Origin of the sequence: Roseitalea porphyridii (assembly GCF_004331955.1) — a bacterium.
Classification (GTDB): domain Bacteria; phylum Pseudomonadota; class Alphaproteobacteria; order Rhizobiales; family Rhizobiaceae; genus Roseitalea; species Roseitalea porphyridii.
In genome coordinates this window covers 1,537,465-1,559,868 of the sequence record NZ_CP036532.1, presented here as the reverse complement: position 1 = coordinate 1,559,868, position 22,404 = coordinate 1,537,465, and the positions used below count along the sequence as shown (strand labels likewise).

Annotated in this window: 29 protein-coding genes; 13 read left to right on the top strand and 16 right to left on the bottom strand. The window is 66.8% G+C overall.

Annotation, left to right across the window (positions count from 1 at the left end; genetic code table 11):
• Nucleotides 1-32 precede the first annotated feature (32 nt).
• From E0E05_RS07570 to aat, 5 genes are all read left to right on the top strand, one after another.
• Nucleotides 33-797, top strand: coding sequence for a DsbA family protein (locus E0E05_RS07570; protein WP_131616161.1), 765 nt, complete (start codon nucleotides 33-35; stop codon nucleotides 795-797).
• 98 nt (nucleotides 798-895) lie between these two features.
• A complete protein-coding gene (aroQ, locus tag E0E05_RS07565) occupies nucleotides 896-1,366 on the top strand; it encodes a type II 3-dehydroquinate dehydratase (RefSeq protein ID WP_244598000.1) in 471 nt (156 codons plus the stop codon).
• Between the two features lie 50 nt (nucleotides 1,367-1,416).
• On the top strand, nucleotides 1,417-1,899 hold the full coding sequence (gene accB, locus E0E05_RS07560; protein ID WP_131616159.1) for an acetyl-CoA carboxylase biotin carboxyl carrier protein: 483 nt from the start codon (nucleotides 1,417-1,419) through the stop codon (nucleotides 1,897-1,899).
• A gap of 16 nt (nucleotides 1,900-1,915) precedes the next feature.
• Entirely contained in the window at nucleotides 1,916-3,268 is a 1,353-nt protein-coding gene (gene accC, locus E0E05_RS07555; protein WP_131616158.1) for an acetyl-CoA carboxylase biotin carboxylase subunit, read from the top strand.
• 35 nt (nucleotides 3,269-3,303) lie between these two features.
• Complete coding sequence (gene aat / locus E0E05_RS07550; protein ID WP_131616157.1) at nucleotides 3,304-3,924, top strand: leucyl/phenylalanyl-tRNA--protein transferase; 621 nt, start codon at nucleotides 3,304-3,306, stop codon at nucleotides 3,922-3,924.
• Nucleotides 3,925-3,939: 15 nt separating this feature from the next.
• Here the strand turns inward: aat and E0E05_RS07545 are convergent, their stop codons facing one another.
• The 6 genes from E0E05_RS07545 to E0E05_RS07520 all read right to left on the bottom strand — a co-directional run bounded on the left by E0E05_RS07545 (nucleotide 3,940) and on the right by E0E05_RS07520 (nucleotide 7,498).
• Complete coding sequence (locus E0E05_RS07545; protein WP_158629301.1) at nucleotides 3,940-4,842, bottom strand: OmpA family protein; 903 nt, start codon at nucleotides 4,840-4,842, stop codon at nucleotides 3,940-3,942.
• A gap of 64 nt (nucleotides 4,843-4,906) precedes the next feature.
• Nucleotides 4,907-5,320 carry a DUF2155 domain-containing protein gene (locus E0E05_RS07540; RefSeq protein ID WP_131616155.1) on the bottom strand — a complete coding sequence of 138 codons (414 nt, stop codon included), beginning with the start codon at nucleotides 5,318-5,320 and terminating at the stop codon, nucleotides 4,907-4,909.
• Nucleotides 5,321-5,384: 64 nt separating this feature from the next.
• Nucleotides 5,385-6,143 carry a metallophosphoesterase family protein gene (locus tag E0E05_RS07535; RefSeq protein WP_158629300.1) on the bottom strand — a complete coding sequence of 253 codons (759 nt, stop codon included), beginning with the start codon at nucleotides 6,141-6,143 and terminating at the stop codon, nucleotides 5,385-5,387.
• 10 nt (nucleotides 6,144-6,153) lie between these two features.
• Nucleotides 6,154-6,552 carry an NADH:ubiquinone oxidoreductase subunit NDUFA12 gene (locus E0E05_RS07530; RefSeq protein WP_131616153.1) on the bottom strand — a complete coding sequence of 133 codons (399 nt, stop codon included), beginning with the start codon at nucleotides 6,550-6,552 and terminating at the stop codon, nucleotides 6,154-6,156.
• 69 nt (nucleotides 6,553-6,621) lie between these two features.
• The gene (locus E0E05_RS07525; RefSeq protein WP_131616152.1) at nucleotides 6,622-7,002 is read right to left on the bottom strand and encodes a DUF427 domain-containing protein; all 381 of its coding nucleotides are present in this window, start codon (nucleotides 7,000-7,002) and stop codon (nucleotides 6,622-6,624) included.
• Nucleotides 7,003-7,006: 4 nt separating this feature from the next.
• Nucleotides 7,007-7,498 carry a DM13 domain-containing protein gene (locus tag E0E05_RS07520; RefSeq protein ID WP_131616151.1) on the bottom strand — a complete coding sequence of 164 codons (492 nt, stop codon included), beginning with the start codon at nucleotides 7,496-7,498 and terminating at the stop codon, nucleotides 7,007-7,009.
• A 93-nt stretch (nucleotides 7,499-7,591) separates the two neighbouring features.
• Between E0E05_RS07520 and E0E05_RS07515 the strand changes: the two genes are divergently transcribed.
• Nucleotides 7,592-8,011, top strand: a complete 420-nt coding sequence (locus E0E05_RS07515) for a hypothetical protein (RefSeq protein ID WP_192900454.1) — start codon at nucleotides 7,592-7,594, stop codon at nucleotides 8,009-8,011.
• A gap of 19 nt (nucleotides 8,012-8,030) precedes the next feature.
• Here E0E05_RS07515 and E0E05_RS07510 read toward each other — a convergent pair whose 3' ends face one another.
• The 3 genes from E0E05_RS07510 to gatB are packed head-to-tail and all read right to left on the bottom strand — an operon-like array spanning nucleotide 8,031 to nucleotide 10,599.
• Nucleotides 8,031-8,549, bottom strand: a complete 519-nt coding sequence (locus E0E05_RS07510) for a GNAT family N-acetyltransferase (protein ID WP_342212206.1) — start codon at nucleotides 8,547-8,549, stop codon at nucleotides 8,031-8,033.
• 60 nt (nucleotides 8,550-8,609) lie between these two features.
• On the bottom strand, nucleotides 8,610-9,107 hold the full coding sequence (locus E0E05_RS07505) for a GNAT family N-acetyltransferase (protein WP_131616150.1): 498 nt from the start codon (nucleotides 9,105-9,107) through the stop codon (nucleotides 8,610-8,612).
• A complete protein-coding gene (gatB, locus tag E0E05_RS07500) occupies nucleotides 9,100-10,599 on the bottom strand; it encodes an Asp-tRNA(Asn)/Glu-tRNA(Gln) amidotransferase subunit GatB (RefSeq protein ID WP_131616149.1) in 1,500 nt (499 codons plus the stop codon). Before gatB ends, E0E05_RS07505 begins: the two co-directional genes overlap by 8 nt.
• Nucleotides 10,600-10,771: 172 nt before the next feature.
• On the opposite strand from gatB, the gene E0E05_RS07495 reads away from it, so the two are divergent.
• Nucleotides 10,772-11,056 (top strand): DUF6455 family protein, encoded by a 285-nt coding sequence (locus tag E0E05_RS07495; RefSeq protein WP_063776111.1) that lies wholly within the window; start codon nucleotides 10,772-10,774, stop codon nucleotides 11,054-11,056.
• A gap of 100 nt (nucleotides 11,057-11,156) precedes the next feature.
• Here the strand turns inward: E0E05_RS07495 and E0E05_RS07490 are convergent, their stop codons facing one another.
• Nucleotides 11,157-13,031: a PAN domain-containing protein gene (locus E0E05_RS07490; protein ID WP_131616148.1), complete on the bottom strand. Its 1,875-nt coding sequence runs from the start codon at nucleotides 13,029-13,031 to the stop codon at nucleotides 11,157-11,159.
• A 122-nt stretch (nucleotides 13,032-13,153) separates the two neighbouring features.
• Between E0E05_RS07490 and E0E05_RS07485 the strand changes: the two genes are divergently transcribed.
• From E0E05_RS07485 to E0E05_RS07470, 4 genes are all read left to right on the top strand, one after another.
• Nucleotides 13,154-14,257, top strand: coding sequence for a class II histone deacetylase (locus E0E05_RS07485; RefSeq protein WP_131616147.1), 1,104 nt, complete (start codon nucleotides 13,154-13,156; stop codon nucleotides 14,255-14,257).
• A gap of 191 nt (nucleotides 14,258-14,448) precedes the next feature.
• A complete protein-coding gene (locus E0E05_RS07480; RefSeq protein ID WP_131616146.1) occupies nucleotides 14,449-14,703 on the top strand; it encodes a YjhX family toxin in 255 nt (84 codons plus the stop codon).
• Between the two features lie 83 nt (nucleotides 14,704-14,786).
• Nucleotides 14,787-15,365, top strand: a complete 579-nt coding sequence (locus E0E05_RS07475) for a Uma2 family endonuclease (RefSeq protein ID WP_131616145.1) — start codon at nucleotides 14,787-14,789, stop codon at nucleotides 15,363-15,365.
• Entirely contained in the window at nucleotides 15,362-15,916 is a 555-nt protein-coding gene (locus tag E0E05_RS07470) for a Uma2 family endonuclease (RefSeq protein WP_158629299.1), read from the top strand. Before E0E05_RS07475 ends, E0E05_RS07470 begins: the two co-directional genes overlap by 4 nt.
• 3 nt (nucleotides 15,917-15,919) lie before the next feature.
• On the opposite strand, the gene E0E05_RS07465 is transcribed toward E0E05_RS07470, so the two are convergent.
• From E0E05_RS07465 to E0E05_RS07450, 4 genes are all read right to left on the bottom strand, one after another.
• Nucleotides 15,920-16,174 carry a hypothetical protein gene (locus tag E0E05_RS07465; RefSeq protein ID WP_428977597.1) on the bottom strand — a complete coding sequence of 85 codons (255 nt, stop codon included), beginning with the start codon at nucleotides 16,172-16,174 and terminating at the stop codon, nucleotides 15,920-15,922.
• Nucleotides 16,171-17,652, bottom strand: coding sequence for an Asp-tRNA(Asn)/Glu-tRNA(Gln) amidotransferase subunit GatA (gatA, locus tag E0E05_RS07460; protein WP_131616142.1), 1,482 nt, complete (start codon nucleotides 17,650-17,652; stop codon nucleotides 16,171-16,173). The genes E0E05_RS07465 and gatA overlap by 4 nt, the downstream gene beginning before the upstream one ends.
• A gap of 19 nt (nucleotides 17,653-17,671) precedes the next feature.
• Nucleotides 17,672-17,959, bottom strand: coding sequence for an Asp-tRNA(Asn)/Glu-tRNA(Gln) amidotransferase subunit GatC (gatC, locus tag E0E05_RS07455; RefSeq protein WP_131616141.1), 288 nt, complete (start codon nucleotides 17,957-17,959; stop codon nucleotides 17,672-17,674).
• Nucleotides 17,960-18,081: 122 nt separating this feature from the next.
• Complete coding sequence (locus E0E05_RS07450; protein ID WP_131616140.1) at nucleotides 18,082-18,789, bottom strand: metal-dependent hydrolase; 708 nt, start codon at nucleotides 18,787-18,789, stop codon at nucleotides 18,082-18,084.
• A gap of 60 nt (nucleotides 18,790-18,849) precedes the next feature.
• On the opposite strand from E0E05_RS07450, the gene ruvX reads away from it, so the two are divergent.
• The gene (ruvX, locus tag E0E05_RS07445) at nucleotides 18,850-19,338 is read left to right on the top strand and encodes a Holliday junction resolvase RuvX (RefSeq protein WP_131616139.1); all 489 of its coding nucleotides are present in this window, start codon (nucleotides 18,850-18,852) and stop codon (nucleotides 19,336-19,338) included.
• Here ruvX and E0E05_RS07440 read toward each other — a convergent pair.
• Nucleotides 19,314-19,655 (bottom strand): DUF6105 family protein, encoded by a 342-nt coding sequence (locus tag E0E05_RS07440; RefSeq protein ID WP_131616138.1) that lies wholly within the window; start codon nucleotides 19,653-19,655, stop codon nucleotides 19,314-19,316. The genes ruvX and E0E05_RS07440 overlap by 25 nt on opposite strands.
• A 161-nt stretch (nucleotides 19,656-19,816) precedes the next feature.
• Here E0E05_RS07440 and E0E05_RS07435 point away from each other — a divergent pair, with 161 nt between their 5' ends.
• The gene (locus E0E05_RS07435; RefSeq protein ID WP_131616137.1) at nucleotides 19,817-20,752 is read left to right on the top strand and encodes an AEC family transporter; all 936 of its coding nucleotides are present in this window, start codon (nucleotides 19,817-19,819) and stop codon (nucleotides 20,750-20,752) included.
• Here the strand turns inward: E0E05_RS07435 and E0E05_RS07430 are convergent.
• On the bottom strand, nucleotides 20,734-22,368 hold the full coding sequence (locus E0E05_RS07430) for an acyl-CoA dehydrogenase family protein (RefSeq protein WP_473665549.1): 1,635 nt from the start codon (nucleotides 22,366-22,368) through the stop codon (nucleotides 20,734-20,736). The two genes, E0E05_RS07435 and E0E05_RS07430, sit on opposite strands and share 19 nt — an antisense overlap.
• Between the last annotated feature and the right edge of the window lie 36 nt (nucleotides 22,369-22,404).

The window sequence follows — 22,404 nt, the reverse complement described above, 5'->3', positions numbered from 1 at the left end:
CGGCGCGCCGTCCAACCCACCGGAGACACCTCATGATCGCTCGCCTCACCCGAACCGTGCTTGCCACGCTGATCGGCCTTGCGATGTTCGCGGGCCCGTCGGCCGCGCAAGCCTTCGACGAGTCCCAGCGCGAGGAGATCGGCGAGATCGTACGCGACTATCTGCTCGCCAATCCCGAGGTGATGATCGAGGTGCAGGAGGCGCTCGAGGCGCGGCAGGTGGCCGAAGAAGACGAGCGGCGGCGCGAGATCATCACCTCGGCGGCGGACGATCTGTTCCGCAATCCGTCCGACCCGGTCCTCGGCAATCCGGCCGGCGACATCACGGTGGTCGAGTTCTTCGACTATAATTGCGGCTTCTGCCGGCGTGCGCTCGACGACATGAACACGCTGATCGAGAGCGATCCCAACCTGCGCTTCGTGCTCAAGGAGTTTCCGATCCTGGGCGAGGATTCCAACGGGGCCCACCAGGTCGCGCTGGCCTTCAACCGGGTCATGCCGCAGGCCTATGGCGAGTTTCACGAACGGCTGATGATGGCCGAAGGCCGCGCCAACGAGACGACGGCCATGGAGATCGCGCTGGAACTGGGCGCGGACGAACAGGCGCTGCGGGACGAGATGACCAACCCGGCCAATGCCCGGCAGGTCGAGATGACCTACCTTCTGGCCGAGGCGCTCGGCATCACCGGCACGCCCTCCTACGTGATCGGCACCGAACTGGTGCCCGGCGCGCTGGGCGCGGACCTTCTTCGCGAAAAGATCGACGAGGCGCGCGAGTGCGCCGAAACGAGCTGCTGAGCGGCCGCGCCCCGGGAAATGATGTGGTTTTCGCCGCTCGCCGGACCCGTGCCGCGAAGGCCGGGCTTGTCGACGCACCGCGCGACGACTAGTCAGGCATGACGCGAGACGAGGCCATATGCGCCATGGGCAAGCACGTACTCATTCTGCACGGACCGAACCTGAACCTTTTGGGCAAGCGGGAGCCGGACGTCTATGGCGACCAGACGCTCGACGACGTCAACGCCGCCTGCGAACGGCTCGGCGCCGAGCTCGGCCTCGAGGTCACGCACTTCCAGTCCAACCATGAAGGCGAACTGGTCGACCGCATCCAGGCGGCGGGGCTCGCCGGGCATGCGATCGTCATCAATCCGGGCGCCTACGGTCACACCTCGATCGCCATGCGCGATGCGATCGCCGGCTCGAACGCGCACGCCATCGAGGTGCACATCTCCAACATCCACGCGCGCGAGCGCTTTCGCCACCGTTCGATGATCGCCCCGGTCTGCCAGGGCGTCATCTGCGGCATGGGCACGACCGGCTACCTGCTCGCGCTGCGTGCCCTTGCGGTCGAGGCCGACGCGGCTTAACCAGACCATGGCCGCGCGGGCGGGCGGCCGGGGGCAAAACGAGGACGATAATGTCTGACAACAAGAAGACGTTCGACACGAAACTGGTCAGCGATCTGGCGCAAATCCTCAACGAAACCGACCTGACCGAGATCGAAGTCGAGCAGGGCGAGATGCGCGTGCGCGTCAGCCGCGAGATCTCGCAGCACTTCATCGGCCATGCCGCCCCGCAAATGCCCGCCCAGCCGGCGCCGGCACCTGCGGCTCCCGCCGCTCAAGCGGCCGAAGCGTCCGCACCGGCCGCAGCATCCGAAGATCGCTCCAACGCCGTTCCCGCGCCGATGGTCGGCACCGCCTATCTGGCGCCCGCGCCGGGCGCCGAACCGTTCATCGCAGTGGGCGCCAGCGTCACCGAAGGCGAGACGCTGGTGATCATCGAGGCGATGAAGGTGATGAACCAGATCGCCGCGCCCCGGTCGGGCACGGTGACCGAAATCCTGATCGAAGACGGCGAGCCGGTCGAGTTCGGCCAGCCGCTTCTGGTCATCGCCTAGGCGCGGGACCGACCTCATGTTCAACAAGGTCCTGATCGCCAATCGCGGAGAGATCGCGCTTCGCATCCTGCGCGCCTGCAAGGAACTGGGCATCGCCACCGTCGCGGTCCATTCGACCGCCGACGACGAGGCGATGCATGTCCGCCTTGCCGATGAGAGTGTGTGCATCGGCCCGCCGCCCTCGCGCGACAGCTATCTGAACATCCATCAGATCGTCGCCGCCTGCGAGATCACCGGCGCGGACGCCGTCCATCCCGGCTACGGCTTCCTGTCCGAGAACGCCAAGTTCGCCGAGATCCTGGAAGCCCACAATATCAATTTCATCGGCCCGACCGCGCACCACATCTCGATCATGGGCGACAAGATCGAGGCCAAGCGCACCGCCGCCAAGTTCGGCATCCCTGTCGTGCCCGGCTCCGATGGCGGGGTCACCGACCCGGTCGAAGCCAAGCGCATCGCCGCCGAGATCGGCTATCCGGTGATCATCAAGGCGGCGGCCGGCGGCGGCGGACGCGGCATGAAGGTGGCGCGTTCGGAGGCCGACCTTTCGGTCGCGCTCGACACGGCCCGGACCGAAGCGGGCGCGGCGTTCGGCAACGATGCGGTCTACATCGAGAAGTTTCTCGACAAGCCGCGTCACATCGAGGTGCAGGTGGTCGGCGACGGCCGGGGCAAGGGCATCCATCTGGGCGAACGGGACTGTTCGCTGCAGCGCCGCCACCAGAAGGTGTGGGAGGAAGCGACCTCTCCGGCGCTCAATGACGCCGAACGCGAGCGGATCGGCATGATCTGCGCCAACGCGGTGGCCGAGATGGGCTATCGCGGCGCCGGCACGATCGAGTTCCTGTACGAGGACGGCGCGTTCTACTTCATCGAGATGAACACGCGCCTGCAGGTCGAGCATCCGGTCACCGAGGCGATCACCGGGATCGATCTGGTGCACGAGCAGATGCGCGTCGCCTCCGGCGCCGGCCTTTCCGCCACCCAGGAGCAGATCGTCTTCAACGGGCACGCGATCGAGTGCCGGATCAACGCCGAGGACCCGCGCACCTTCATGCCCTCGCCCGGCGTGATCACCCACTACCACACGCCCGGAGGGCTTGGCGTTCGAGTCGATTCGGGCGTCTATGCGGGCTATTCGATCCCGCCCTACTATGACAGCCTGATCGGCAAGCTGATCGTGCACGGCCGCAACCGCGTCGAATGCATGATGCGGCTGCGGCGGGCGCTCGGCGAGTTCGTCATTGACGGCATCTCGTCGACGCTGCCACTGTTTCTGGACCTGGTCGAGAACCCGGACATCGCCAATGGCGACTACGACATCCACTGGCTCGAGAAGTACCTCGCCGCGCACAAGGACGAGCGGTAGAGCGCGACCGGTGCGTGGCCGGGCGGCAGGATCACATGGCCAACCGTGACGGCAAGGGCGGCGACGGCCGCATCACGCCACAGGTGCTCCTGAAGGCCTATTCTGTCGGCTTGTTTCCGATGGCCGAGGACGCGCACGACCCGACGCTCTACTGGGTCGAGCCGGAGATGCGCGGGATCATCCCGCTCGATGCATTCCATGTCCCGAAGAGCCTTGCCAAGGCGGTCCGGCAGCAGCGCTACCAGATCACCTTCAATGCGGCCTTCGGGCCAGTCATCCGCGCCTGCGCCGAACCGGCGCCGGGACGCCAGAAGACGTGGATCAACCGCACCATTCTCGAACTCTACACCGATCTGCACCGGCTCGGGCATGCCCATTCGGTCGAGGCGTGGGACGACGACCAACTCGTCGGCGGGCTCTACGGCGTCACGCTGGGGCGGGCCTTCTTCGGCGAAAGCATGTTCTCGCGCCGCCCCGACGCCTCCAAGGTCTGCCTGGTCCATCTGGTCGAGCGGCTGAGGCAGCGCGGCTTCGTGCTGCTCGACACCCAGTTCACGACCGAGCACCTCAAGCGCTTCGGCGCCATCGACGTGCCGCGGGCGGACTATGAGGGGATGCTCGCCGAGGCGCTGATCGGCGAAGCGGTGTTCGACTGAGCCGCCCGGGCGCGTTCAGGGTGCGATGACCAGCTCGACCCGGCGGTTTGCCTGACGGCCCGGATCGCCGGCGTTGGAGGCGGTCGGCGCGAGTGGCCCGACCCCGTGCCCCTGAAGGCGGGTCGCGTCGACGCCGAAACGGCCCGTCAGCGCCGCGACGACCGCCTTGGCCCGCTCGTCGGACAGGCGCATGTTGAGCCCGAAATCGCCGGTCCAGTCGGTGTGTCCGACCACCCAGACGCGCATCTCCGGCCGCGCGTCGAGGATCGTCGCCATCGCCTGAAGGGCGACATCGGACTCGGCTGTCAGAGTCGCCTTGCCGACGTCGAAGAAGACACCGGGGATCGCCACATGGCCGAGCCGGTCGAGTTCGTCGCCGAGCGCGTCCGGATCGACCTCGACCAGGCCGGTCTCCATCTCGCCGGCCTCAAGGAGCGCGATCTGGTGGCGCCGCTCGGCGACGCCGATGGCGATGTAGACCGGGCCCTGCACGGTGGCGACCTTGCCCGCCACGTAGCCGCCGACGCCCGGCAGGTGGATCGAGCCGTTGAAGCGCCCCCAGCGGCTTCCCGCGAAGGACGGGCCGCATTCGGCCTCGACGCATTTGTAGATTATCTCGCCGCCCGCGCCGGCGATCGCCTGCTCGTAATTGGTCAGGATCTCCAGCGCCGAGCGGTCGGGCGGGTTCTCGTAGTTGATCCGCGTGAACGTGCCCTCGAGCTCAATGCTGTCGAATTCCAGGCTGTCCGGCTTCACGCCGACGATCAGCGGATAGGTCTCGAACTCGCTGCCCTCCCGGCGGGTCGGCTCGGAGCCCGGATAGCGGCTGATGAGCGGATGATCGTCGATCTCGGCCGCATCGGCCGGCACGGCGGCCGCAATCATCGCAGCCGACAGCAAGACAATGAACGCGCGCATGGCACCCCTCCCCCGTTCCTTTGTCCGTCGGAGGGAGCCTAACATGGAAGAGGACGGCGGGCTATCAGCTCTGCGGCGCGGGCACTTCGGAGTCCGGCTTGCAGCTCTTCAGCCAGACGTCATAGACGGCATGTTCGATCGCGTTCAGGCCGGGACTGTCGGCGAACATCCAGCCGGTGAAGATGCGCCGGATCTTGCGGTCGAGGGTGATCTCGTCGACCTCGACGAAGGTGGACGAGCCGGGCGGGGCGTTCTGTTGGCGCGAGTAGCACACGCGCGGCGTGATCTGCAGCGCGCCGAACTGCACGGTCTCGTCGATATAGACGTCGAAGGTGATGATCCGGCCGGTGATCTTGTCGATGCCGGAGAATTCGGCCACCGGATTGGGCGTCTTGGCCGCTTCCTGGGCGACGGCCGGTGCGATCGCGGCGGCGACGGCGATCAGGCTTCCGGCCAGAAGAGTGCGAATCGGCTTCATGGGTGCACGTTATGCCATTTTCCGCTTGTGGGTGGGGGTGCGATAGTCGGCGCTTGTGGTCAAATCATGGGGCGATCAGGGCAATTCCGCCCGGATGTGCGCAGATGAACCGGCAACGGTCCGCTTCGAGCACGGCCGCGGTCAGCAGGCCGGACCGGTAGACTCCGGTGTCGACGGCGACCCGGTTTGGAAGCACTGTGGGGCGCTCGTGGATCGTGTGTCCGTGCACGGCGACCTTCCCGAACGAGCCGGCGTGCGAAAGAAAGGGCTCGCGAATCCAGATCAGGTCCTCCATGCGCTGGTCACCAAGTGCGACATGCGGGCGAAGCCCGGCATGGACGAAGCAATAGTCGCCCTCGACATGCATCAGCGGAAGGTCTTCGACGAAGCTGTGATGCTCGTCCGGAAGCGCGGCGCCGAACTGCCGGGCAAGCGGCGCCAGCCCCTCGACCGGGATCGCCTCGGGCGTGCCCACCCCGTAGGAGGCCAGCGTCTCGCGACCACCCCAGGTGAGCCATTCGGGACCGACACGGTCCGGCTCGGTCAGCATCCGTATCATCCAGTCGTCGTGATTGCCCTTAAGGCAGACAAGGCGCGGATCGGCGGCGCGGCGGGCGATCAGCGCATCGAGCACGGCCCGGCTGTCGGGCCCGCGATCGCAATAATCGCCCAGCGTGACGATGCGGTAATCCTTCGGCGGATCGTCGGCGAGCTCCGCGTCGATCTGCGCGAACAGCGATGCGAGCAGGCCGGCATAACCATGGACATCGCCGATGGCGTAAACGCGGACGCCGTCCGGAATGCGGGCTTCGCCGAAGAACACCTGGCGCCGATCAGCCGCCCGGGGTCCAGGCGTCGTAGTCGCCGTCGGCGACCGGACGCTTCTCGGGATTGTACATCGACCCTTTCGGGCGATAGGCGGCCGAGGTGCCCGTCAGGTTGGGCAGATGCGGCTTCTGCCACTCGCGCGGGGTGTAATCCTCCTCGCTCGGCGGCGTGTCGAACCGGTGCTGAAGCCAGCCGCTCCAGCCGGGCGGAACCATCGAGGCCTCGGCATAGCCGTTGTAGATGACCCAGCGGCGCGTGGCGCCGTCGGCGTCGGTGCCGCCCTGATAATAGACATTGCCGAACTCGTCCTCGCCGACGCGCTTGCCGTAACGCCAGGTGAAGTAGCGCGTTCCGAGCGTCTGGCCGTTCCACCATGTAAAGAACTGAGTGAGGAAGGTCTTCATCGGGTCCGCCCAATCGGTGATGGGCCGCTTATGACCGTGCGCCCGGGCCAATGCAAGGGGGACGAGGGCCTAGGCGTCCGCTCCGATCTCTTCGATGACGACCTTTTCGGCGTCGAAGGCGACAAGGCCCCTGAGCATGCGCGATCCCTCGAGCGGGCGGTCGTAGGTCCAGGCGATCTCGGTGCCGTCGAACGCCAGATAGGAGGCGTCGCCTTTCAGCGGACAATGGGTCGACTTGCCCCCGACGGGCGTCAGCGCGGCCACCAGATCCGCCTCGGGCACGTAGATGACCGGGTCGTAGAGGTCGCGGCCGGTCTCCATCAGACGGACGGCGCGACGGCTCTCGGCCAGCACGGTGTCGCCGCGATGCACTCGCAGCAGGCGGCCGACGGGCTTGATGCGGGCGCGGTGGGCCTCATTGCCCGGATTGCGGATCGTCGTGTCGATCATGGTCTCATTGTCCGGCCGTCCGTGTGAGGGTCGCCGGCGAGAACAGGACGGAGAACTGCTCGCACCAGATGACGACAGAACCGAACGCGGCGAGATCGGTTCCCTCCGGAACGACATAGGTCTGGTCGCCGACATTGCCCTTGAGCTGGCCGAGTGAGAGCCACCGGCTGGCGGTCACGTCGGCCGAAGATTGCGGATCGGGCGTCTCGACCAGCCACACTTCGAGGTCGGGACCGTTGGTGACCTCGAAATCGGTGAAGCGCAGCAGATGCGCGCCCGCGCCGGTCTCGAGCAGCTGCACCGTGCCCTGCCCGCGGTGGGCACGGTCGGCATCGCGAAAGGCGCCGCGTGCGACCTCGGTGACGACCAGTCCGGCCGGCAGGTCCTCGGAGACGACGTCATCGATGAAGAGCGGCGAGAACAGGTACCACGCCGCCCCGCCGCTGACGAAGCCGATCAGAAACACGGGAATGGCGATGACGAGAAAGCGGGTCATGGTATCGTGTCCCGGGCGGCTGCGATCGTCGATCAGCATAGACCCCGATGCCGCCGCTGCCCATCGGAACACGGTCACAATGGAGGGACGGCCATGGCATGGCGAATTCACGAAGCGGTGATGGCGGGCGCGATCCTGTTCGCCGGCGCAGGCAGCGTACACGCCGAGGGCATCGCATTCGTGCAGGCGCCCGAACAGGGCAGCGGCGTGGCGGTCGGCGAGACCATGGAGGCCGCCTTCGCGGCGGCCGTCGCCCAATGCATGGAATCGGGCGCCTACGAGGAGGACTGCATCCGCACGAACTGGTGCGAGCCGGCCGGGTTCAGCATCGACATCTTCGTCCAGCACCAGGAGGGGCTGCACTGGCACGAAGTCGTCTGCGGCCTGCCGACCGAGACGATCGCGCGGGCGACCGCGGTGCACATGTGCGACCGCACCGAGCGCGACTATCTGATCGAATGCTCGCTGGCTCAGGTCTACGATCAGGCAGGCACGGCGCTGATGGAGTGGTAGGCTCGCCGGGGCCGCGGCGCTACCAGATCACCTTCTCCATGATCACGGCCGGAATGCCCGAGCCCTTGACCCCGCAGTCGGGCGTCGTTCCGACCTGCCGGAAACCGTTCTCACCATAGAAGCGCACGGCGCGATCGTTCGCCTCCTCGACCTCGAGGCGGATCTTTCGCACGTCGGGGAAGCAGGCCTCGACCTCGATCAGGAGCTTCTTGCCGATGCCCTGGCCCTGGGTCGAGGGGCGCACGTAGAGCTGGTGCAGCATCGAGGTCTCGTTGTCGACCTGGCTCACATAGGCCATGCCGGAAATCTCAGCGCCGTCGTCGCAGACGATGAATTCTGTGCGCGGCTTGTTCATGCGCTGCTTGAGCGCGGGCACCGAATGCCAGGCCTTGGTCAGTTCGGCCACCTTCTCGCGGCCGTAGATGTGATCGTAGGTATCGTGCCATGTCTCGGTCAGCATGGCGGAGATCGTTTCGAGATCGTCGGTGGACGCAGTGCGGATCCACATCGCTTCTGTCTTGGCCCTTTCCGGCGTCAATCGGCCGCATCCTTGACGCAATGCGGCAAAATGACAAGGGGGAAGCTGGAATCGCGCAACTCAGGCGGGTTTGCGGCGCATCGCGACGTCGCCCACCCCGCCAAGGCCGTGACCCGGTCCGCGCGCGGCGATCGGCTCGAAGCCGTTCTTGCGATAGAACGCCATGGCGCGACCGTTGCCGTTGAGCACGAGAAGCTCGATCAGACGGACGCGCGGGCGAACCTGATCGACCACCGCATCGAGCAACAGGGTTGCAAGGCCGGTCCCCTGCCCTTCAGGGGCAACGTGCAGGCGGTCGATGTAGAGCGTGCCGTCGGTGCGCAACCGGCCGCCGGCATGGCCGACGATCCGGCCGCCGAATTCGGCGACGGCGCTGACGCCATCTGGGTCGGCGATCTCGGCCTCGAAAAGGGCCGGCACGTGCTTTGCGTCACAGGCCTCGATCCGGGCGGCCGTTCCGAGGATCGGATCGTATGTGCGCGCCCAGCTCGCCTTGGTCAGCGCGATGATCTCCGGCACATCCTCCAGAACGGACGGGCGGACGGCCGCCTCACGCATCGACGCCCAGCTTGTCGCGCACCAGCGCGTTGACCGCCTGCGGGTTCGCCTTGCCGCCGGTCGCCTTCATCACCTGGCCGACGAACCAGCCGGCGAGGTTGGGCTTGGCCTTGGCCTGCTCGACCTTGTCCGGGTTGGCGGCGATCACCTTGTCGACCTCGGCCTCGATGGCGCCGGTGTCGGTGACCTGCTTCATGCCGCGCTCGTCGACGATCGCTTCGGGGTCGCCGCCCTCTTCCCAGACGATCTCGAACAGGTCCTTGGCGATCTTGCCGGAGATCGTGCCTTCACGGATCAGATCGATGATCTTGCCGAGCTGGCCGGGAGAAACCGGAGTCTCGTCAATGGTCTGGCCGGTTCTGTTCAAGGCACCCAGCAGGTCGTTGATGACCCAGTTCGCCGCGGTCTTGGCCTCGCGTCCCGCGGCGAGCTTCTCGAAATAGTCGGCGATGGCCTTTTCGGAGACGAGCACCGAAGCGTCATAGGCCGTCAGCCCCTCGGCCATGAAGCGGGCGCGCTTTTCGTCGGGCAGTTCGGGCAGATTGGCCGCCAGTTCGTCGATGAACGCGTCGTCGAACTCGAGCGGCAAAAGGTCCGGATCGGGGAAGTAGCGGTAGTCGTGCGCCTCTTCCTTGGACCGCATCGAGCGGGTCTCGCCCTTCTGCGGATCGAACAGGCGCGTCTCCTGGTCGATCGTGCCGCCATCCTCGAGAATGGCGATCTGGCGCTGGGCCTCGTATTCGATCGCCTGGCCGACGAAGCGGATCGAATTGACGTTCTTGATCTCGCAGCGCGTGCCGAACGCTTCACCGGGCCGGCGCACCGATACGTTTACGTCGGCGCGCATCGATCCCTCGTCCATGTTGCCGTCGCAGGTGCCCAGATAACGCAGGATCTGGCGCAGCTTGGTCAGATAGGCCTTGGCCTCCTCTGCCGAGCGCAGGTCGGGCTTGGAGACGATCTCCATCAGCGCAACGCCCGAGCGGTTCAGATCGACATAGGACATGGTCGGATGCTGGTCGTGCATGGACTTGCCGGCATCCTGCTCCAGATGCAGCCGCTCGATGCCGACCTCGACCTCCTCGAACTCGCCGTTCCGGTCCGGGCCGACGGCGACCTGAACCACGCCCTCGCCGACGATCGGCTGCTTGAACTGCGAAATCTGGTAGCCCTGCGGCAGGTCCGGGTAGAAATAGTTCTTGCGGTCGAACACCGAGCGCTTGTTGATCTGTGCCTTCAGGCCAAGGCCGGTGCGCACGGCCTGGCGCACGCATTCCACGTTGATGACCGGCAGCATGCCCGGCATCGCAGCGTCGACGAGGCTGACATTGGCGTTCGGCGCGGCGCCAAATTCGGTCGAGGCGCCGGAGAACAGTTTGGCACTGGAGGTGACCTGTGCATGCACCTCCATGCCGATGATCACCTCCCAGTCGCCGGTGGCGCCGGAGATCAGGCGTTTGGGATCGGGCGTGCGGGTGTCAACGAGCGTCATGGCGGTCCGTCGTCCGGTTCTTTTCGGTACGGGAGTCTCTGCTGCTCGTTAGTGCACGGGCGCGCGGCCCGCAAGGGTCCGGCCGGCCCGGCCACCCCGCAAAACGCTTGATCGAAGTCAAAGAGGCGCGGCGCAAATCGCATCAGGCTTGGTCAAACGCGAGGAAAACGCCATGCCCCTTCTGAGCCTTTACAAGCGCATGATGCGCAAGGCCGATCTGATGGAACGGATGATCGACACGGTCGACGTGCGCGACGCGCTGGAAACCCGCGCCGACCACGCCAACGTGCTGCGGCGCGCCGCCAACAGGTGCATGACCTGCGCCGAGCCGGACGCGTGCCAGTCCTGGCTGGCCGAGCACGACCACGCCGACGAGGCGCCCGGATACTGCCGCAACCACGACATGTTCGAGCGCCTGAAACACGATATCGAGGCGGAACGGCTGACCCACGCCTGACCCCCTCCGAACGTCTCCCAACCGACTGGCCGGGCTTCATCTTCGGATGGACCCGGTCTTTTTTTGCCGCTGACGGCGGTCCCCCCGAAGGGATGCGCCCCTATTCGATCGTCGTTTCGGTGCGCTCGCCCGCGGTGACGCTCACGGCCTGCTCGACGGGCGCGCGATCGCCCTGATATTCGACGCGGACGAGATAGTCGCCGCCCGGCGCGGTGACCTGCAGGGCTTCGCCATAGGCGCCTTCGAGCCGGGCTCGATCGCCTTCGATGTCCGCCTTGCCCGCGAGCACATCGATCCGGCGGGCACCCGGCGCCTCGATCGCCAGCACGCCGGCATCCATGACCAGTTCGACTTCGCTGAGTTCGCCGGCACCGATGCTGACGGGTGCTTCGGCCGTGGCGATTCCGAGCCGCGCCTCGACCACGTAATCGCCCGGTGGCAGCATGTAGTCGCCCGCGCCGTAGCTGCCGGTCCAGCCGGTGCGGCTGCCATCGAGCTTCTTCTTGGCCGAGAAGACATCGTAGCGAATGTTTCCGCTTTCGACGACCGGCCCACCCTCGGCGTAGAGCGCGCCGGTGGTCAGCCTGCCAGCCGGCACGATCACGGTGCGCTCGAGCGTCTGTCCCGCCGCGATGTCCAGTGTTTCGGTCAGTTCGGCTTCGCCGATGCGCACCGTCAGGTCCACGGCGCCGGCGGGGACGACATGGACGAGGCGGCCATAGGCCGTCTCGGTCTCATCGCCGGCGGCGATGTTGATGTAGGCGTTGCCGTCCGGCTCGAGGCCCTCGGCCGGCGCGACGGTCAGATCGACGATGCCGGCTTCGTAGACGAGCCGCGTGTCGGTCGTCTCGGTCGCGGACAGATCGACCGTCGTCTCGGCGCTGACCATGCCGGCGCTGCCGCGCAAGAGATAGCGGCCCGGCTCCACAAAACGGTCATAGCCGGCCCGCTCGTAGCGGTAGTCGACACGATCGCCCGGCTGCCCGGCTTCGCCGATCGGGAAGACCTCCCAGAACGTATCGATCGTATCGAGCGGCACGTCCTCGGCCAGCATCGCCATGGCGGTGAGATTGCGATCGACGGGCACGGGCTTGTCGCTGAGGCCCGAAATGCAGCAATCGTTTTCGCGGGCGGCCGGTGCGGGCTCCTTGAGGTAGCAGACCGCGTCGTCGCGCTGCACGCCGGGCTTGACGAAGGTCCAGGCGAGGCATGCGGCATTGTCCTCGCAGGCGGACTGGCAGATCGCCGGGTCGGCATCGGTCAGAACGATGCGTTCGAAATCCGATCCGGGCCTGTCGACACCGTCCTCCATGCCCGGTCCGATGGCGAATTGCGGCTCCGGCTCGGGTTCGGCGGTGACGGTCTCGGTGAGCGCATCGCCCAGTTCGTCGGCGTTGCCGGCCATGATGAACTTGCCGCCCGTGTTCTCGGCCAGGCAGGAAACCTGCGCGCCTTCCTCGTCGGACAGGCCGAAACCGATCACATGGGCGGTGAAATCGATGCCCTGCTGGTCGAGCGCGGTGGCGGCGGCGCACGGGTCCGCCTCGCAGGTCTCGATGCCGTCGGTGACCAGGATCACGGTCGCCTTGTCCTCGGTATAGCGCAGGCTTTCGGCGGCGATCCGCACCGCATCCGAAATCGGCGTCTTGCCCTTGGGGTTGAGCGCGCCGACGGCCTCGGCGATCGCATCGCGGTTGCCCGTGCCGGGCGCGACGATTTCCTCGATGTCGGAACAGGCGCCCCTTTCGCGGTGGCCATAGGCGATCAGGCCCAGTTCGAGATCATCGGGAATGGCGGTCAGCACGCCACCGAGCGTTTCACGCGCGATCTCGATCTTGGTCCTGCCGTCGATCTGCCCCCACATCGAGCCCGACCCGTCCATGACGATGATCGCGCGCTCGGCGGCCGCCGCCGGGCCGCCCATGATCACAAGGCCCGCCATCAGCGCCGCCGCGATTGCCGTCAGTTTCCGCATGTCCGATCTCCGCAGAGTTTCCGTGCCATCATAGCGCGGCCTAAGCCCGGGGACATCTCGACTATGTGACGGTTGTCACAGCGCCGTTGACATGGCTCGCGCGAGCGGGTCGAGTGCTGCCGATGAATCGGACCGGCTTCTTCTTCGACGAGCGCTGCTTCTGGCATTCGGGCGGCAACTACGCGTTCCTGGCGCCCGTGGGCGGGCTGGTGCAGCCGCTGGCGGCGGGCGGACTCCCGGAAAATCCCGAAACCAAGCGCCGCTTCCGCAATCTGATTGCCGTGACAGGCCTCGACCGGGAGTTGTCCATGCGCGGCGCCGAGCCGGCGAGCCGGGAGGACCTTTTGCGAGTCCATCCGGACATTTACGTGGACGAGTTCAAGCGCCGGTCCGATGAAGGCGGCGGCGAACTGGGCCTGCGCACGCCGTTCGGCCCGGGCGGCTACGAGATCGCGGCGCTGTCGGCAGGACTGGTCAAGACGGCGCTCGAAACCGTTCTGCGCGGCGAACTCGACAATGGCTATGCCCTGTCGCGTCCGCCCGGCCATCACTGCCTGCCCGACTTTCCGAACGGGTTCTGCCTGCTCAACAACATCGCGATCGCCATCGAGGCGGCGAAGGCGGCGGGCCTCGCCGAGCGGTTCGCGGTGGTCGACTGGGACGTCCATCACGGCAACGGCACCGAGGCGATCTTCTACGAGCGCGACGACGTTCTGACGATCTCGCTGCACCAGGAGCGCAACTATCCGCTCGACACGGGCGAATTCAACGCGCGCGGTCAGGGCGACGGGCTCGGCGCGAACCTGAACGTGCCGCTGCCGCCGGGCACCGGCCATGCCGGCTACCTGATGGCGATGGAGCGCCTCGTGCTGCCGGCGCTGTCCGCGTTCCGGCCGGACGTGATCATCGTCGCCTGCGGGTTCGATGCGTCCGGCGTCGATCCGCTGTCGCGGATGATGGCCGGATCACACACCTTCGGCGCGATGACGCAGATGGTGATGGAGGCCGCGTCCGGGCTTTGCGGCGGCAGGCTCGTCATGGCGCATGAGGGCGGCTATTCGGAGCTGCATGTGCCGTTCTGCGGCCATGCGGTGCTCGAACAGATGAGCGGATCGGCGATCCGCGCCGAGGACCCGCTCGGCCCGCGCATCGCCGGCCAGCAGCCGGCGGCCGATTTCAACGCCTTGGTCGAGCAGCGCATCGCGGAGATGGTTTCGGCGCTGTGAGCGCTGGACTTGCCGGCTGCCGCCGCCTATATCGGCGGCGCTACAGGAGCCTTCATGTTCGGTTCGAACGAGACCCGGTAATGCCCTGACCGTCCCCGCGACGGATCAGGGCCAGACAGAAGCAACCGGCCGCCCGCCGGCGGCCTGCCTTTGTCTGCGGCCAGATGGCCGCCAGTACCGGACTTCGAACAATGGACATTTCGCGCGCAGAACAGCGCATCCTGCACCTGCTCGCCCAGGGCGGGCACATCCGGGCCGTCAAGGCCGACAAGCGCATCATCCAGGTCGACTGCTTCACCCGCGAGGGGTGGCGATATCCCGATCTCGACCTCGACCTCTTCCGCAAGCTCAAGCGCAAGCGTGCGATCCGCTCGCTCAATGGCGGCGCCTATCGCATCACCAGACGCGGGCTCGAACTGGTGCGCAGCCAACTCGACAATCGCTGAGACGGCGGGCGCGGCCGCAACGCCGCGCCCGTTTTGCCGGCTCGGTCCGCGCTGCTATAGTCGGGCCAGCAACGGAGGCGGCGATGAACGTCCAGAGCCCACCGAAGATGAGTTTCGACGAGTTCATGCGCTGGGGACAGCACCAAGACCGCAAGTACGAGCTGGTGCGGGGGGTGCCGGTGATGCTGCCATGGGTGAGACTGAAGCATTCACGGATCGTCATGGCACTTGTCCAGACGATCGGACCACAATTGAAAGGCACGGCATTCGAACTCGCCGACGCCGAGTTCGCCCTGCGAACCGGGGACGACTCCTCTCGCTTCGCCGACCTTCTGGTCATCCCGGCAGGGCTTTCCGGCGACACGCCGCACATCGATGATGCCATCGTCGTCGTCGAGGTGCTGTCGCCCTCGACCCAGCACAATGATTTCGGGCCAAAGCGCGAGGAATATCTCGGCCTGAAAAGCCTCGATACGTACCTGATCTTCTCGGCCGACGAGCCGCGCGTGTGGCAATGGACGCGCAACGAAGACGGCGCGTTCGAAATCGAACCGATCATCCTCGAAGACCGCGCTGCGACGATCGCCCTCGCCCGGCTCGGCGTGACGATCCCGCTTGCCGACATTTATTCGGACCCAAAGGGCGTCAGGAGCGACGCATGAACGTCCAGAGCCCACCGAAGATGAGCTTGGACGAGTTCATGCGCTGGGGACAGCGGCAGGACCGCAAGTACGAACTGGTGCGGGGGGTGCCGGTGATGCTGCCATATGTCAGACGCAACCACTCGCTGATCGCCGGCAATGTCTACTTCGCGCTGAGAAGCAGCCTGGACAACGATGCCTACAGCGTCCATGCCGGCGATTTCGCGATCCCGACCGACGACGATACGATGCGCTATGCCGATGTCTTCGTCGAAACGGCCGGTGGAGCGGGCGACGCGCGCTGGACCGAGAACGCCATCGTCGTCGTCGAGGTGCTGTCGCCCTCGACCCAGCACAATGATTTCGGGCCAAAGCGCGAGGAATATCTCGGCCTGAAAAGCCTCGATACGTACCTGATCTTCTCGGCCGACGAGCCGCGCGTGTGGCAGTGGACGCGCAACGAAGACGGCGCGTTCGAGATCGAACCGATCATCCTCGAAGACCGCGCTGCGACGATCGCGCTCGCCCGACTCGGCGTGTCGATCCCGCTTACCGATATCTACAAGGGCTGAGGCCTATCGGCCCAGTTCGGCGGCGATGGCGTCGGCTTCGGCCTCGAACCCGCCGTCGAAAGGCGGGCGGCCGGCGCGGCGATACCAGTAGTTCGCGTTGCCGGCATCGCCCTCGATGCGGTGGCACAGCGCATGAATCCAGTCGAACGGCGCCTCGCCTTCGTGCGCCTTCGCGATAGCGTGGGCGCGCTCGAAGCCCTCGCCCATCGCGAACCCGTCGGCCCTGAGCGCGTCGAGCGCGGCTCCTGCCTCGCTCACCACCACTTTTCCGGCGTGAACCGGCCGGCCGCCTGTTCGATCACGTTGGCCGTGGCGAACAGCGTCTCCTCGTCGAACGGCTTGCCGATCAGCTGCAGGCCGAGCGGCAGGCCGTTGGCGTCGAGCCCGGCAGGCACGGCGATGCCCGGCAGGCCGGCCATGTTCACCGTCACCGTGAAGATGTCGTTGAGATACATCTTGACCGGATCGGCGGCCATGTCCTGGTCGCCAATGCCGAACGCGGCCGAGGGCGTCGCTGGGGTCAGGATCGCGTCCACGCCGTCGGCGAAGACCGTCTCGAAGTCACGCTTGATCAGCGTGCGCACCTTCTGCGCGCGCAGATAATAGGCGTCGTAATAGCCGGCCGACAGGACATAGGTGCCGATCATCACCCGGCGCTTGACCTCGGCGCCGAAGCCGGCCGCGCGGGTCGCCTCGTACATCTCGACGATGTCCTTGCCGGGCACGCGCAGCCCGTACTTGACCCCGTCATAGCGGGCCAGGTTCGAGGACGCCTCGGCCGGGGCGACGATGTAGTAGGCCGGCAGCGCGTACCTGGTGTGCGGCAGGGAGATCGGCCTGATCTCGGCGCCGGCCTCCTTCAGCCATTCGATGCCCTGCTGCCATAGCGTGTCGATCTCGCCGGGCATGCCGTCCATGCGGTATTCGGCCGGCACGCCGATGGTCATGCCCTTGACCGACCGGCCGATCGCCGCCTCGTAGTCCGGCACGGGCACGTCCGCCGATGTGGTGTCCTTGTCGTCGATGCTCGCCATCGACTTGAGCAGGATCGCCGCGTCGCGCACATCGCGCGCGATCGGGCCGGCCTGATCGAGCGAGGAGGCAAAGGCGACGATGCCCCAGCGCGAGCAGCGGCCATAGGTGGGCTTGATGCCGACCGTGCCGGTGAACGCCGCCGGTTGGCGGATCGACCCGCCCGTGTCGGTCGCGGTCGCGCCGGCGCACAGCCATGCGGCGACGGCAGCAGCCGAGCCGCCCGACGAGCCGCCGGGCACAAGCGCCTTGTTGTCGCCCTTCGCCCGCCAGGGGTTGGTGACCGGGCCGTAATAGGAAGTCTCGTTGGACGAGCCCATGGCGAACTCGTCCATGTTGAGCTTGCCCAGCATGACCGCGCCGTCGGCCCAAAGGTTCGACGTGACGGTCGATTCGTAGGGCGGCTCGAACCCGTCAAGAATGTGGCTGCCGGCCTGGGTATGGACGCCGCGCGTGGCGAACAGGTCCTTGATGCCGAGCGGAATGCCTTCGAGCGCGCCGCCCTCGCCCTTGCCCAGCCTTTCGTCGGAGGCCCTGGCCATGGCGCGGGCCTGGTCCGCGGTGACCGCGATATAGGCGTTGAGCGCGCCATTGCCGGCCTCGATCGCGCCGAGATAGGCATCGGTCAGTTCGCTCGCCGTGATCTGCTTGCCGCGCAGTTGCTCGCGCGCCTCGGCGATGGTCAAGTGCGTCAGGTCGGTCATGGGTTGGACATGCTCGCTTTCACTCGACCACTTTGGGCACGAGGAAGAAATTGTCTTCGGACGCGGGCGCGTTGGCGGTGACGGCATCGGCGATACCGCCGTCGGTCACCTGGTCCTCGCGCTTCTTCATGGTCATCTCGGTGACCGAGGTCATCGGCTCGACGCCCTCGACATCGACCTCCGAGAGCTGTTCGACGAAGCCGAGAATCGCGTTCAATTCGCCTTCGAGGCTGGCTGCTTCCTCATCGGTGACGCGGATGCGGGCAAGCGAGGCGACGCGCTTGACGGTTGCGGTATCGACGGACATCGGAAACTCCGGGCAGGACTTGCAGGCCCGCTATAGCGATGGCGTGGTGGCCGCGCAACGCCCCCCGGGCTACCGGGCCCGGCGGCCTGATGGCTGCATCATCCCGGGCGCACGAATGCGCCTCAGACGTCGACGGGCTCTCCGATCTTCGGCAGGAGCACCGTGCCGGATTCGCCCTCCATCGCATCGACGAACGCGTCCGCAGTCTGGTCGATGATCGGGAACGAGCCGAAATGGCAAGGGATCACCTTGTCGAAGTTGAAATAGCGCCGGCAGGCGAGTGCGGCCGCCTGCGCGCCCATGGTGAACCGATCGCCGATCGGCACGATGCCGATCTGCGGCCGATGGAACTCGTCGATCAGCCCCATGTCGGCGAAGATGGCGGTATCGCCCATGTGATAGACGCTCGGCGCGTCCTCGAAAGCGAGGATGAGGCCGCCGGGGTTGCCCAGATAGACGTTCTGCCCGCCGTCGGTCTGGCTGGAGGAGGAATGTTCGGCGCGCACGAACGAGGTCGCAAATCCGCCGCAGTCGACCGTGCCGCCATGGTTGCCGGGATTGATCCTGGCGTCGTCGACCCCCTGACCGACCAGATACATGCAGATCTCGAAATTGGCGACGAGCATCGCGCCGGTCGCCTTCAGGATATCGACGCTGTCGCCGAGATGATCGTCATGACCGTGGGTGAGCAGCACGTGGGTGACGCCGTCGGCCGGCCCCTCCCAGCCGCCGTCCCACGACGGATTGCCGGTCAGGAACGGATCGATCAGGATGCGGGCATCGCCGTGATCGATGCGAAACGCCGAATGGCCGTACCAGGTGATCTTCATCGGCAAACCTCCCTCGCCTTTGCGCCGGGCGCACATTAGAAAGGCGCTCGGTCACAGTCCATGGGGCAAGCGGTGCCGGAAGTCGCCATCGAGGAAATCGCCGACGGACTCGAACGCGGCCAGACGCTCGCCGCGCTCGATCTGGGCACGAAGACGATCGGCCTTGCGGTCTCCGATGCCGGCCTGTCGTTCGCCACACCGCGCACCCTGATCCGCCGCGGCAAGTTCACCGCCGACGTCGAGGCGCTCGGCCGCCAGCTTGCAAGGGACCGGGTCGGCGGCGTGGTGATCGGCCTTCCCGTCAACATGGACGGGACGGAGGGCCCGCGCGTCCAGGCGACGCGCGCATTCGCCAGGAACATGGACCGGCATCTGAACCTGCCGTTCGCGTTCTGGGACGAACGGCTTTCGACGGTCGCCGCCGAACGGTCGCTGATCGATCAGGATGTCAGCCGCAAGAAGCGCGCGGACCGCGTCGATTCGGAAGCCGCCGCGTTCATCCTGCAGGGTGCGCTCGACAGGCTCTATTCGGCGGGCGTCGTGAACTGAACCTCGGCGCGGGCCGTCGCCGCCTCTTCCGGGCGCTGTTCGGCACGGCGCGCGTTCCACCATGCGCGGATCTGCTTGCGGCGCCGGAATGCCAGGATCGCGAAGATCAGGCCGGTGTCGACGATGCAGGCCTTGACGAGCAGACGCACGATCATGTCCTTCTCGAGGTCCAGAATATGACCGTAGATCAGGAACACGAGGTCGTGGGTTTCGCGCGAAAAGAAGCCCATGCCCAGGCTGATGTCGTTGAGCGACAGGAAGTACCAGCTCCACAGGAAGCCCATCGGCACGAACCAGAACCAGAAGATGTAGCGCATATGTCGCTCCGTTCGCCGCTCGTGCCCTGCCCGCCCCACTATCGGTCAGCGCGATTGGGGGCACAATGGCAACCATTCGTTAGGGTTAACGCGGCCGCCGCCTCTAACGCCGAAGACGTCGCGGATTGCCCGATCGCGCGCGCGGGCGTATGGGCCATGCCATGGCGATCACATTCGCGGCCATCGCGCCGATCTTCCTGCTGATCTTCGCCGGCAACGGACTGAGGCGGCTGTCCCTTTTCGAGCCCACCTTCTGGCGCGGGCTCGACCGGATGGGCTACTACGTGCTCTATCCGGTGCTGCTGTTCACGACGATCGTGCGCGCCGATTTCGGCGGACTGACCCTCGGCTGGCTGATCGGCATCCTTCTTGTGGCGGTCATGGCCATCGGCGCGCTTACGCTCGCGCTCTGGCCGGCCCTGCGCGCACGCGGGGTCACCCGGCCGGGCTTTTCATCGGTGTTCCAGGCCGCGGTGCGCTGGAACGGCTTCATCGCGCTGGCCGTCGCCGAGGCCATGTTCCCGCCCGAGGGCGCGGCCATGGTCGCGCTGGCCATGGCGGTCGTGATCATCCCGATCAACGTCGCCTGCGTCAGCGTCATTGCCTGGTTCACGGACGCCGCGCCAAATCTGCGCGGCACGCTCGCCAAGATCGCCGTCAATCCGCTGATCGTGGCGACGGCGCTGGCGATCGTCTTGCGGCTGCTGCCCTGGCCCCTGCCCGGTCCGATCATGGAGGCGCTGCATCTTCTCGGCCGCGCCGCGCTCGGCATGGGCCTGCTGGCGATCGGGGCCGGCCTCAAGGTGGACCGGCGGACGCTGTCGGTCTGGGCGATTGCGACGCCGACCGTGCTCAAGCTCGTCGGTCTGCCCGTCGTGATGATCGGACTTGCCATGCTGGTGGGGATCGAGGGGCCGGAACTGAGCTACCTTGCGCTTTGCGCCTCGGTGCCCACCGCGATGAACGGCTATGTGCTGGCCCGCGAGATGGGCGGCGACGCGGAGGCCTATGCCGCGACGGTCACCGTTCAGACCGCGATCGCCTTCCTGTCCATGCCGGCCGTGCTGGCGATCGTCGCTCAGCTCGGCGGCGCGTAGAGCCCGTCGATGATGGCCCGCGCATCGAACCGCGAGTCGAGCATGCCGTAGGTGGCGCGCCAGGCCCCGCCAAGGCGCGTTTCGGCGAAGGCATCGGCCAGTGCGCCCATGCCGAGCCGGCGCAGTTCGGCGGCCGCCGAAGCGATTGCGAGTTGCTCGGTCGCGATGCGCGCGGCGCCCTCGTCATGGGCGGCCAGCACCAGCGCTGCACGGATCACCTCGACGGTCTTTTCGCCGCGCGCGCCAAGCTGCCTTGAGAGCCCGCCGACGATCGTCTCGATCGCCTCGGGCGACTTTTCGTGCACGCGCATCACGTCGAGCGCCATCACATTGCCCGAACCCTCCCAGATCGCGTTGACGGGCGCTTCGCGATAATGGCGGGCGAGCACGCCTTCCTCGACATAGCCGTTGCCGCCCATGCACTCCATCGCCTCGGCCAGAAGCGGCGGGGCGGTTTTGCATACCCAGTACTTGACCGCAGGGGTCATGGCGCGGGCGAAGGCGCCTTCGGCCGCGTCTTTCGATGCAGCGTCATAGGCGCGCGCCAGCCGAAAGGCGAGCGCGGTGCAGGCGGCGACATCGAGCGCCATGTCGGCGAGCACGCGCGCCATCAGCGGCTTGTCGATCAGCGCTTCGCCGCGCACCTTGCGGTGGCGCGCATGGTGGACCGCCTCGGCCAGACCGGCCCGCATCATGCCCGCAGAGCCGAGCGCGCAATCGAGCCGCGTCAGGGTCACCATCTCGATGATGGTGCGGATGCCCCTGCCCTCCTCGCCGACGAGCTGGCCGATGGCGCCGGCGAACTCGACCTCCGATGAGGCGTTCGAGCGGTTGCCGAGCTTGTCCTTGAGGCGCTGGAAACGCAGCCCGTTCAGCTCGCCGCTCGCCATCAGGCGCGGCACCAGAAAACACGAAATGCCCGCCGGCGCGCGGGCCAGCATCAGGAACGCGTCGGCCATCGGCGCGGACATGAACCATTTATGGCCGGTCAGCCGGTAGAGCCCGTTTCCGGCGGGCTCGGCCCGGCTCGACATGTCGGACAGGTCGCTGCCGCCCTGTTTCTCGGTCATGCCCATGCCTATCAGCAGGCCGCTCTTTTCGACCGGCGCCCTGTTCGAGCTGTCATATTTGCGCGTGGTCAGCCGCGGTCCCCATTCCCGCGCAAGTTGCGGCGACACGCGCAGCGCCGCCATTGCCGCGCTCGTCATGGTCAGCGGGCACATATGGCCGCTTTCGAGCCCCGACAGGAGATAGAAGCGCGCGGCGCGGTTCAGATGGGCATCGCCGGAGCGCCCGGCGCCCTCCTCCCAGATCGAGCCGGAAAGACCGTAGCCGACCGACCGGCGCATGAGTGCGTGCCAGGCCGGATGCACTTCGATCCGGTCGATGCGATGCCCCTGCCGGTCGTGAGTCCTCAGTTTCGGCTCGTATTCGTTGGCGAGCCGCGCCAGATCGAGGGCCTCGGGCGCCAGCACGTAGCGGCCGATCTCGTCGAGTTCGCGGATCGATTGATCGCCCAGCGGCCGCGCCAGGGCCAGCAGCATGGGATCGTCGCGAAAGGCATTTCCGCCGGCGCGCGGCGGCGGCTGGTTGATGACCTGGTGTGTCTGGCTCACTGTCGGTTCCCGGACCCTTTGATTCTGGCGCTGCAG

Coding starts and splice junctions, on each gene's coding strand:
- gatA (WP_131616142.1), bottom strand. CDS start 17,652: ATGACCGACCTGACGCACTTGACCATCGCCGAGGCGCGCGAGCAACTG.
- E0E05_RS07540 (WP_131616155.1), bottom strand. CDS start 5,320: ATGAAGCCGATTCGCACTCTTCTGGCCGGAAGCCTGATCGCCGTCGCC.
- E0E05_RS07490 (WP_131616148.1), bottom strand. CDS start 13,031: ATGCGGAAACTGACGGCAATCGCGGCGGCGCTGATGGCGGGCCTTGTG.
- gatC (WP_131616141.1), bottom strand. CDS start 17,959: ATGTCCGTCGATACCGCAACCGTCAAGCGCGTCGCCTCGCTTGCCCGC.
- E0E05_RS07485 (WP_131616147.1), top strand. CDS start 13,154: ATGAATCGGACCGGCTTCTTCTTCGACGAGCGCTGCTTCTGGCATTCG.
- E0E05_RS07450 (WP_131616140.1), bottom strand. CDS start 18,789: ATGAAGATCACCTGGTACGGCCATTCGGCGTTTCGCATCGATCACGGC.
- aat (WP_131616157.1), top strand. CDS start 3,304: ATGGCCAACCGTGACGGCAAGGGCGGCGACGGCCGCATCACGCCACAG.
- E0E05_RS07515 (WP_192900454.1), top strand. CDS start 7,592: ATGGCATGGCGAATTCACGAAGCGGTGATGGCGGGCGCGATCCTGTTC.
- ruvX (WP_131616139.1), top strand. CDS start 18,850: ATGGGGCAAGCGGTGCCGGAAGTCGCCATCGAGGAAATCGCCGACGGA.
- aroQ (WP_244598000.1), top strand. CDS start 896: ATGACGCGAGACGAGGCCATATGCGCCATGGGCAAGCACGTACTCATT.
- E0E05_RS07520 (WP_131616151.1), bottom strand. CDS start 7,498: ATGACCCGCTTTCTCGTCATCGCCATTCCCGTGTTTCTGATCGGCTTC.
- E0E05_RS07570 (WP_131616161.1), top strand. CDS start 33: ATGATCGCTCGCCTCACCCGAACCGTGCTTGCCACGCTGATCGGCCTT.
- accC (WP_131616158.1), top strand. CDS start 1,916: ATGTTCAACAAGGTCCTGATCGCCAATCGCGGAGAGATCGCGCTTCGC.
- accB (WP_131616159.1), top strand. CDS start 1,417: ATGTCTGACAACAAGAAGACGTTCGACACGAAACTGGTCAGCGATCTG.
- E0E05_RS07480 (WP_131616146.1), top strand. CDS start 14,449: ATGGACATTTCGCGCGCAGAACAGCGCATCCTGCACCTGCTCGCCCAG.
- E0E05_RS07440 (WP_131616138.1), bottom strand. CDS start 19,655: ATGCGCTACATCTTCTGGTTCTGGTTCGTGCCGATGGGCTTCCTGTGG.
- E0E05_RS07470 (WP_158629299.1), top strand. CDS start 15,362: ATGAACGTCCAGAGCCCACCGAAGATGAGCTTGGACGAGTTCATGCGC.
- gatB (WP_131616149.1), bottom strand. CDS start 10,599: ATGACGCTCGTTGACACCCGCACGCCCGATCCCAAACGCCTGATCTCC.
- E0E05_RS07505 (WP_131616150.1), bottom strand. CDS start 9,107: ATGCGTGAGGCGGCCGTCCGCCCGTCCGTTCTGGAGGATGTGCCGGAG.
- E0E05_RS07545 (WP_158629301.1), bottom strand. CDS start 4,842: ATGCGCGCGTTCATTGTCTTGCTGTCGGCTGCGATGATTGCGGCCGCC.
- E0E05_RS07495 (WP_063776111.1), top strand. CDS start 10,772: ATGCCCCTTCTGAGCCTTTACAAGCGCATGATGCGCAAGGCCGATCTG.
- E0E05_RS07435 (WP_131616137.1), top strand. CDS start 19,817: ATGGCGATCACATTCGCGGCCATCGCGCCGATCTTCCTGCTGATCTTC.
- E0E05_RS07530 (WP_131616153.1), bottom strand. CDS start 6,552: ATGAAGACCTTCCTCACTCAGTTCTTTACATGGTGGAACGGCCAGACG.
- E0E05_RS07525 (WP_131616152.1), bottom strand. CDS start 7,002: ATGATCGACACGACGATCCGCAATCCGGGCAATGAGGCCCACCGCGCC.
- E0E05_RS07475 (WP_131616145.1), top strand. CDS start 14,787: ATGAACGTCCAGAGCCCACCGAAGATGAGTTTCGACGAGTTCATGCGC.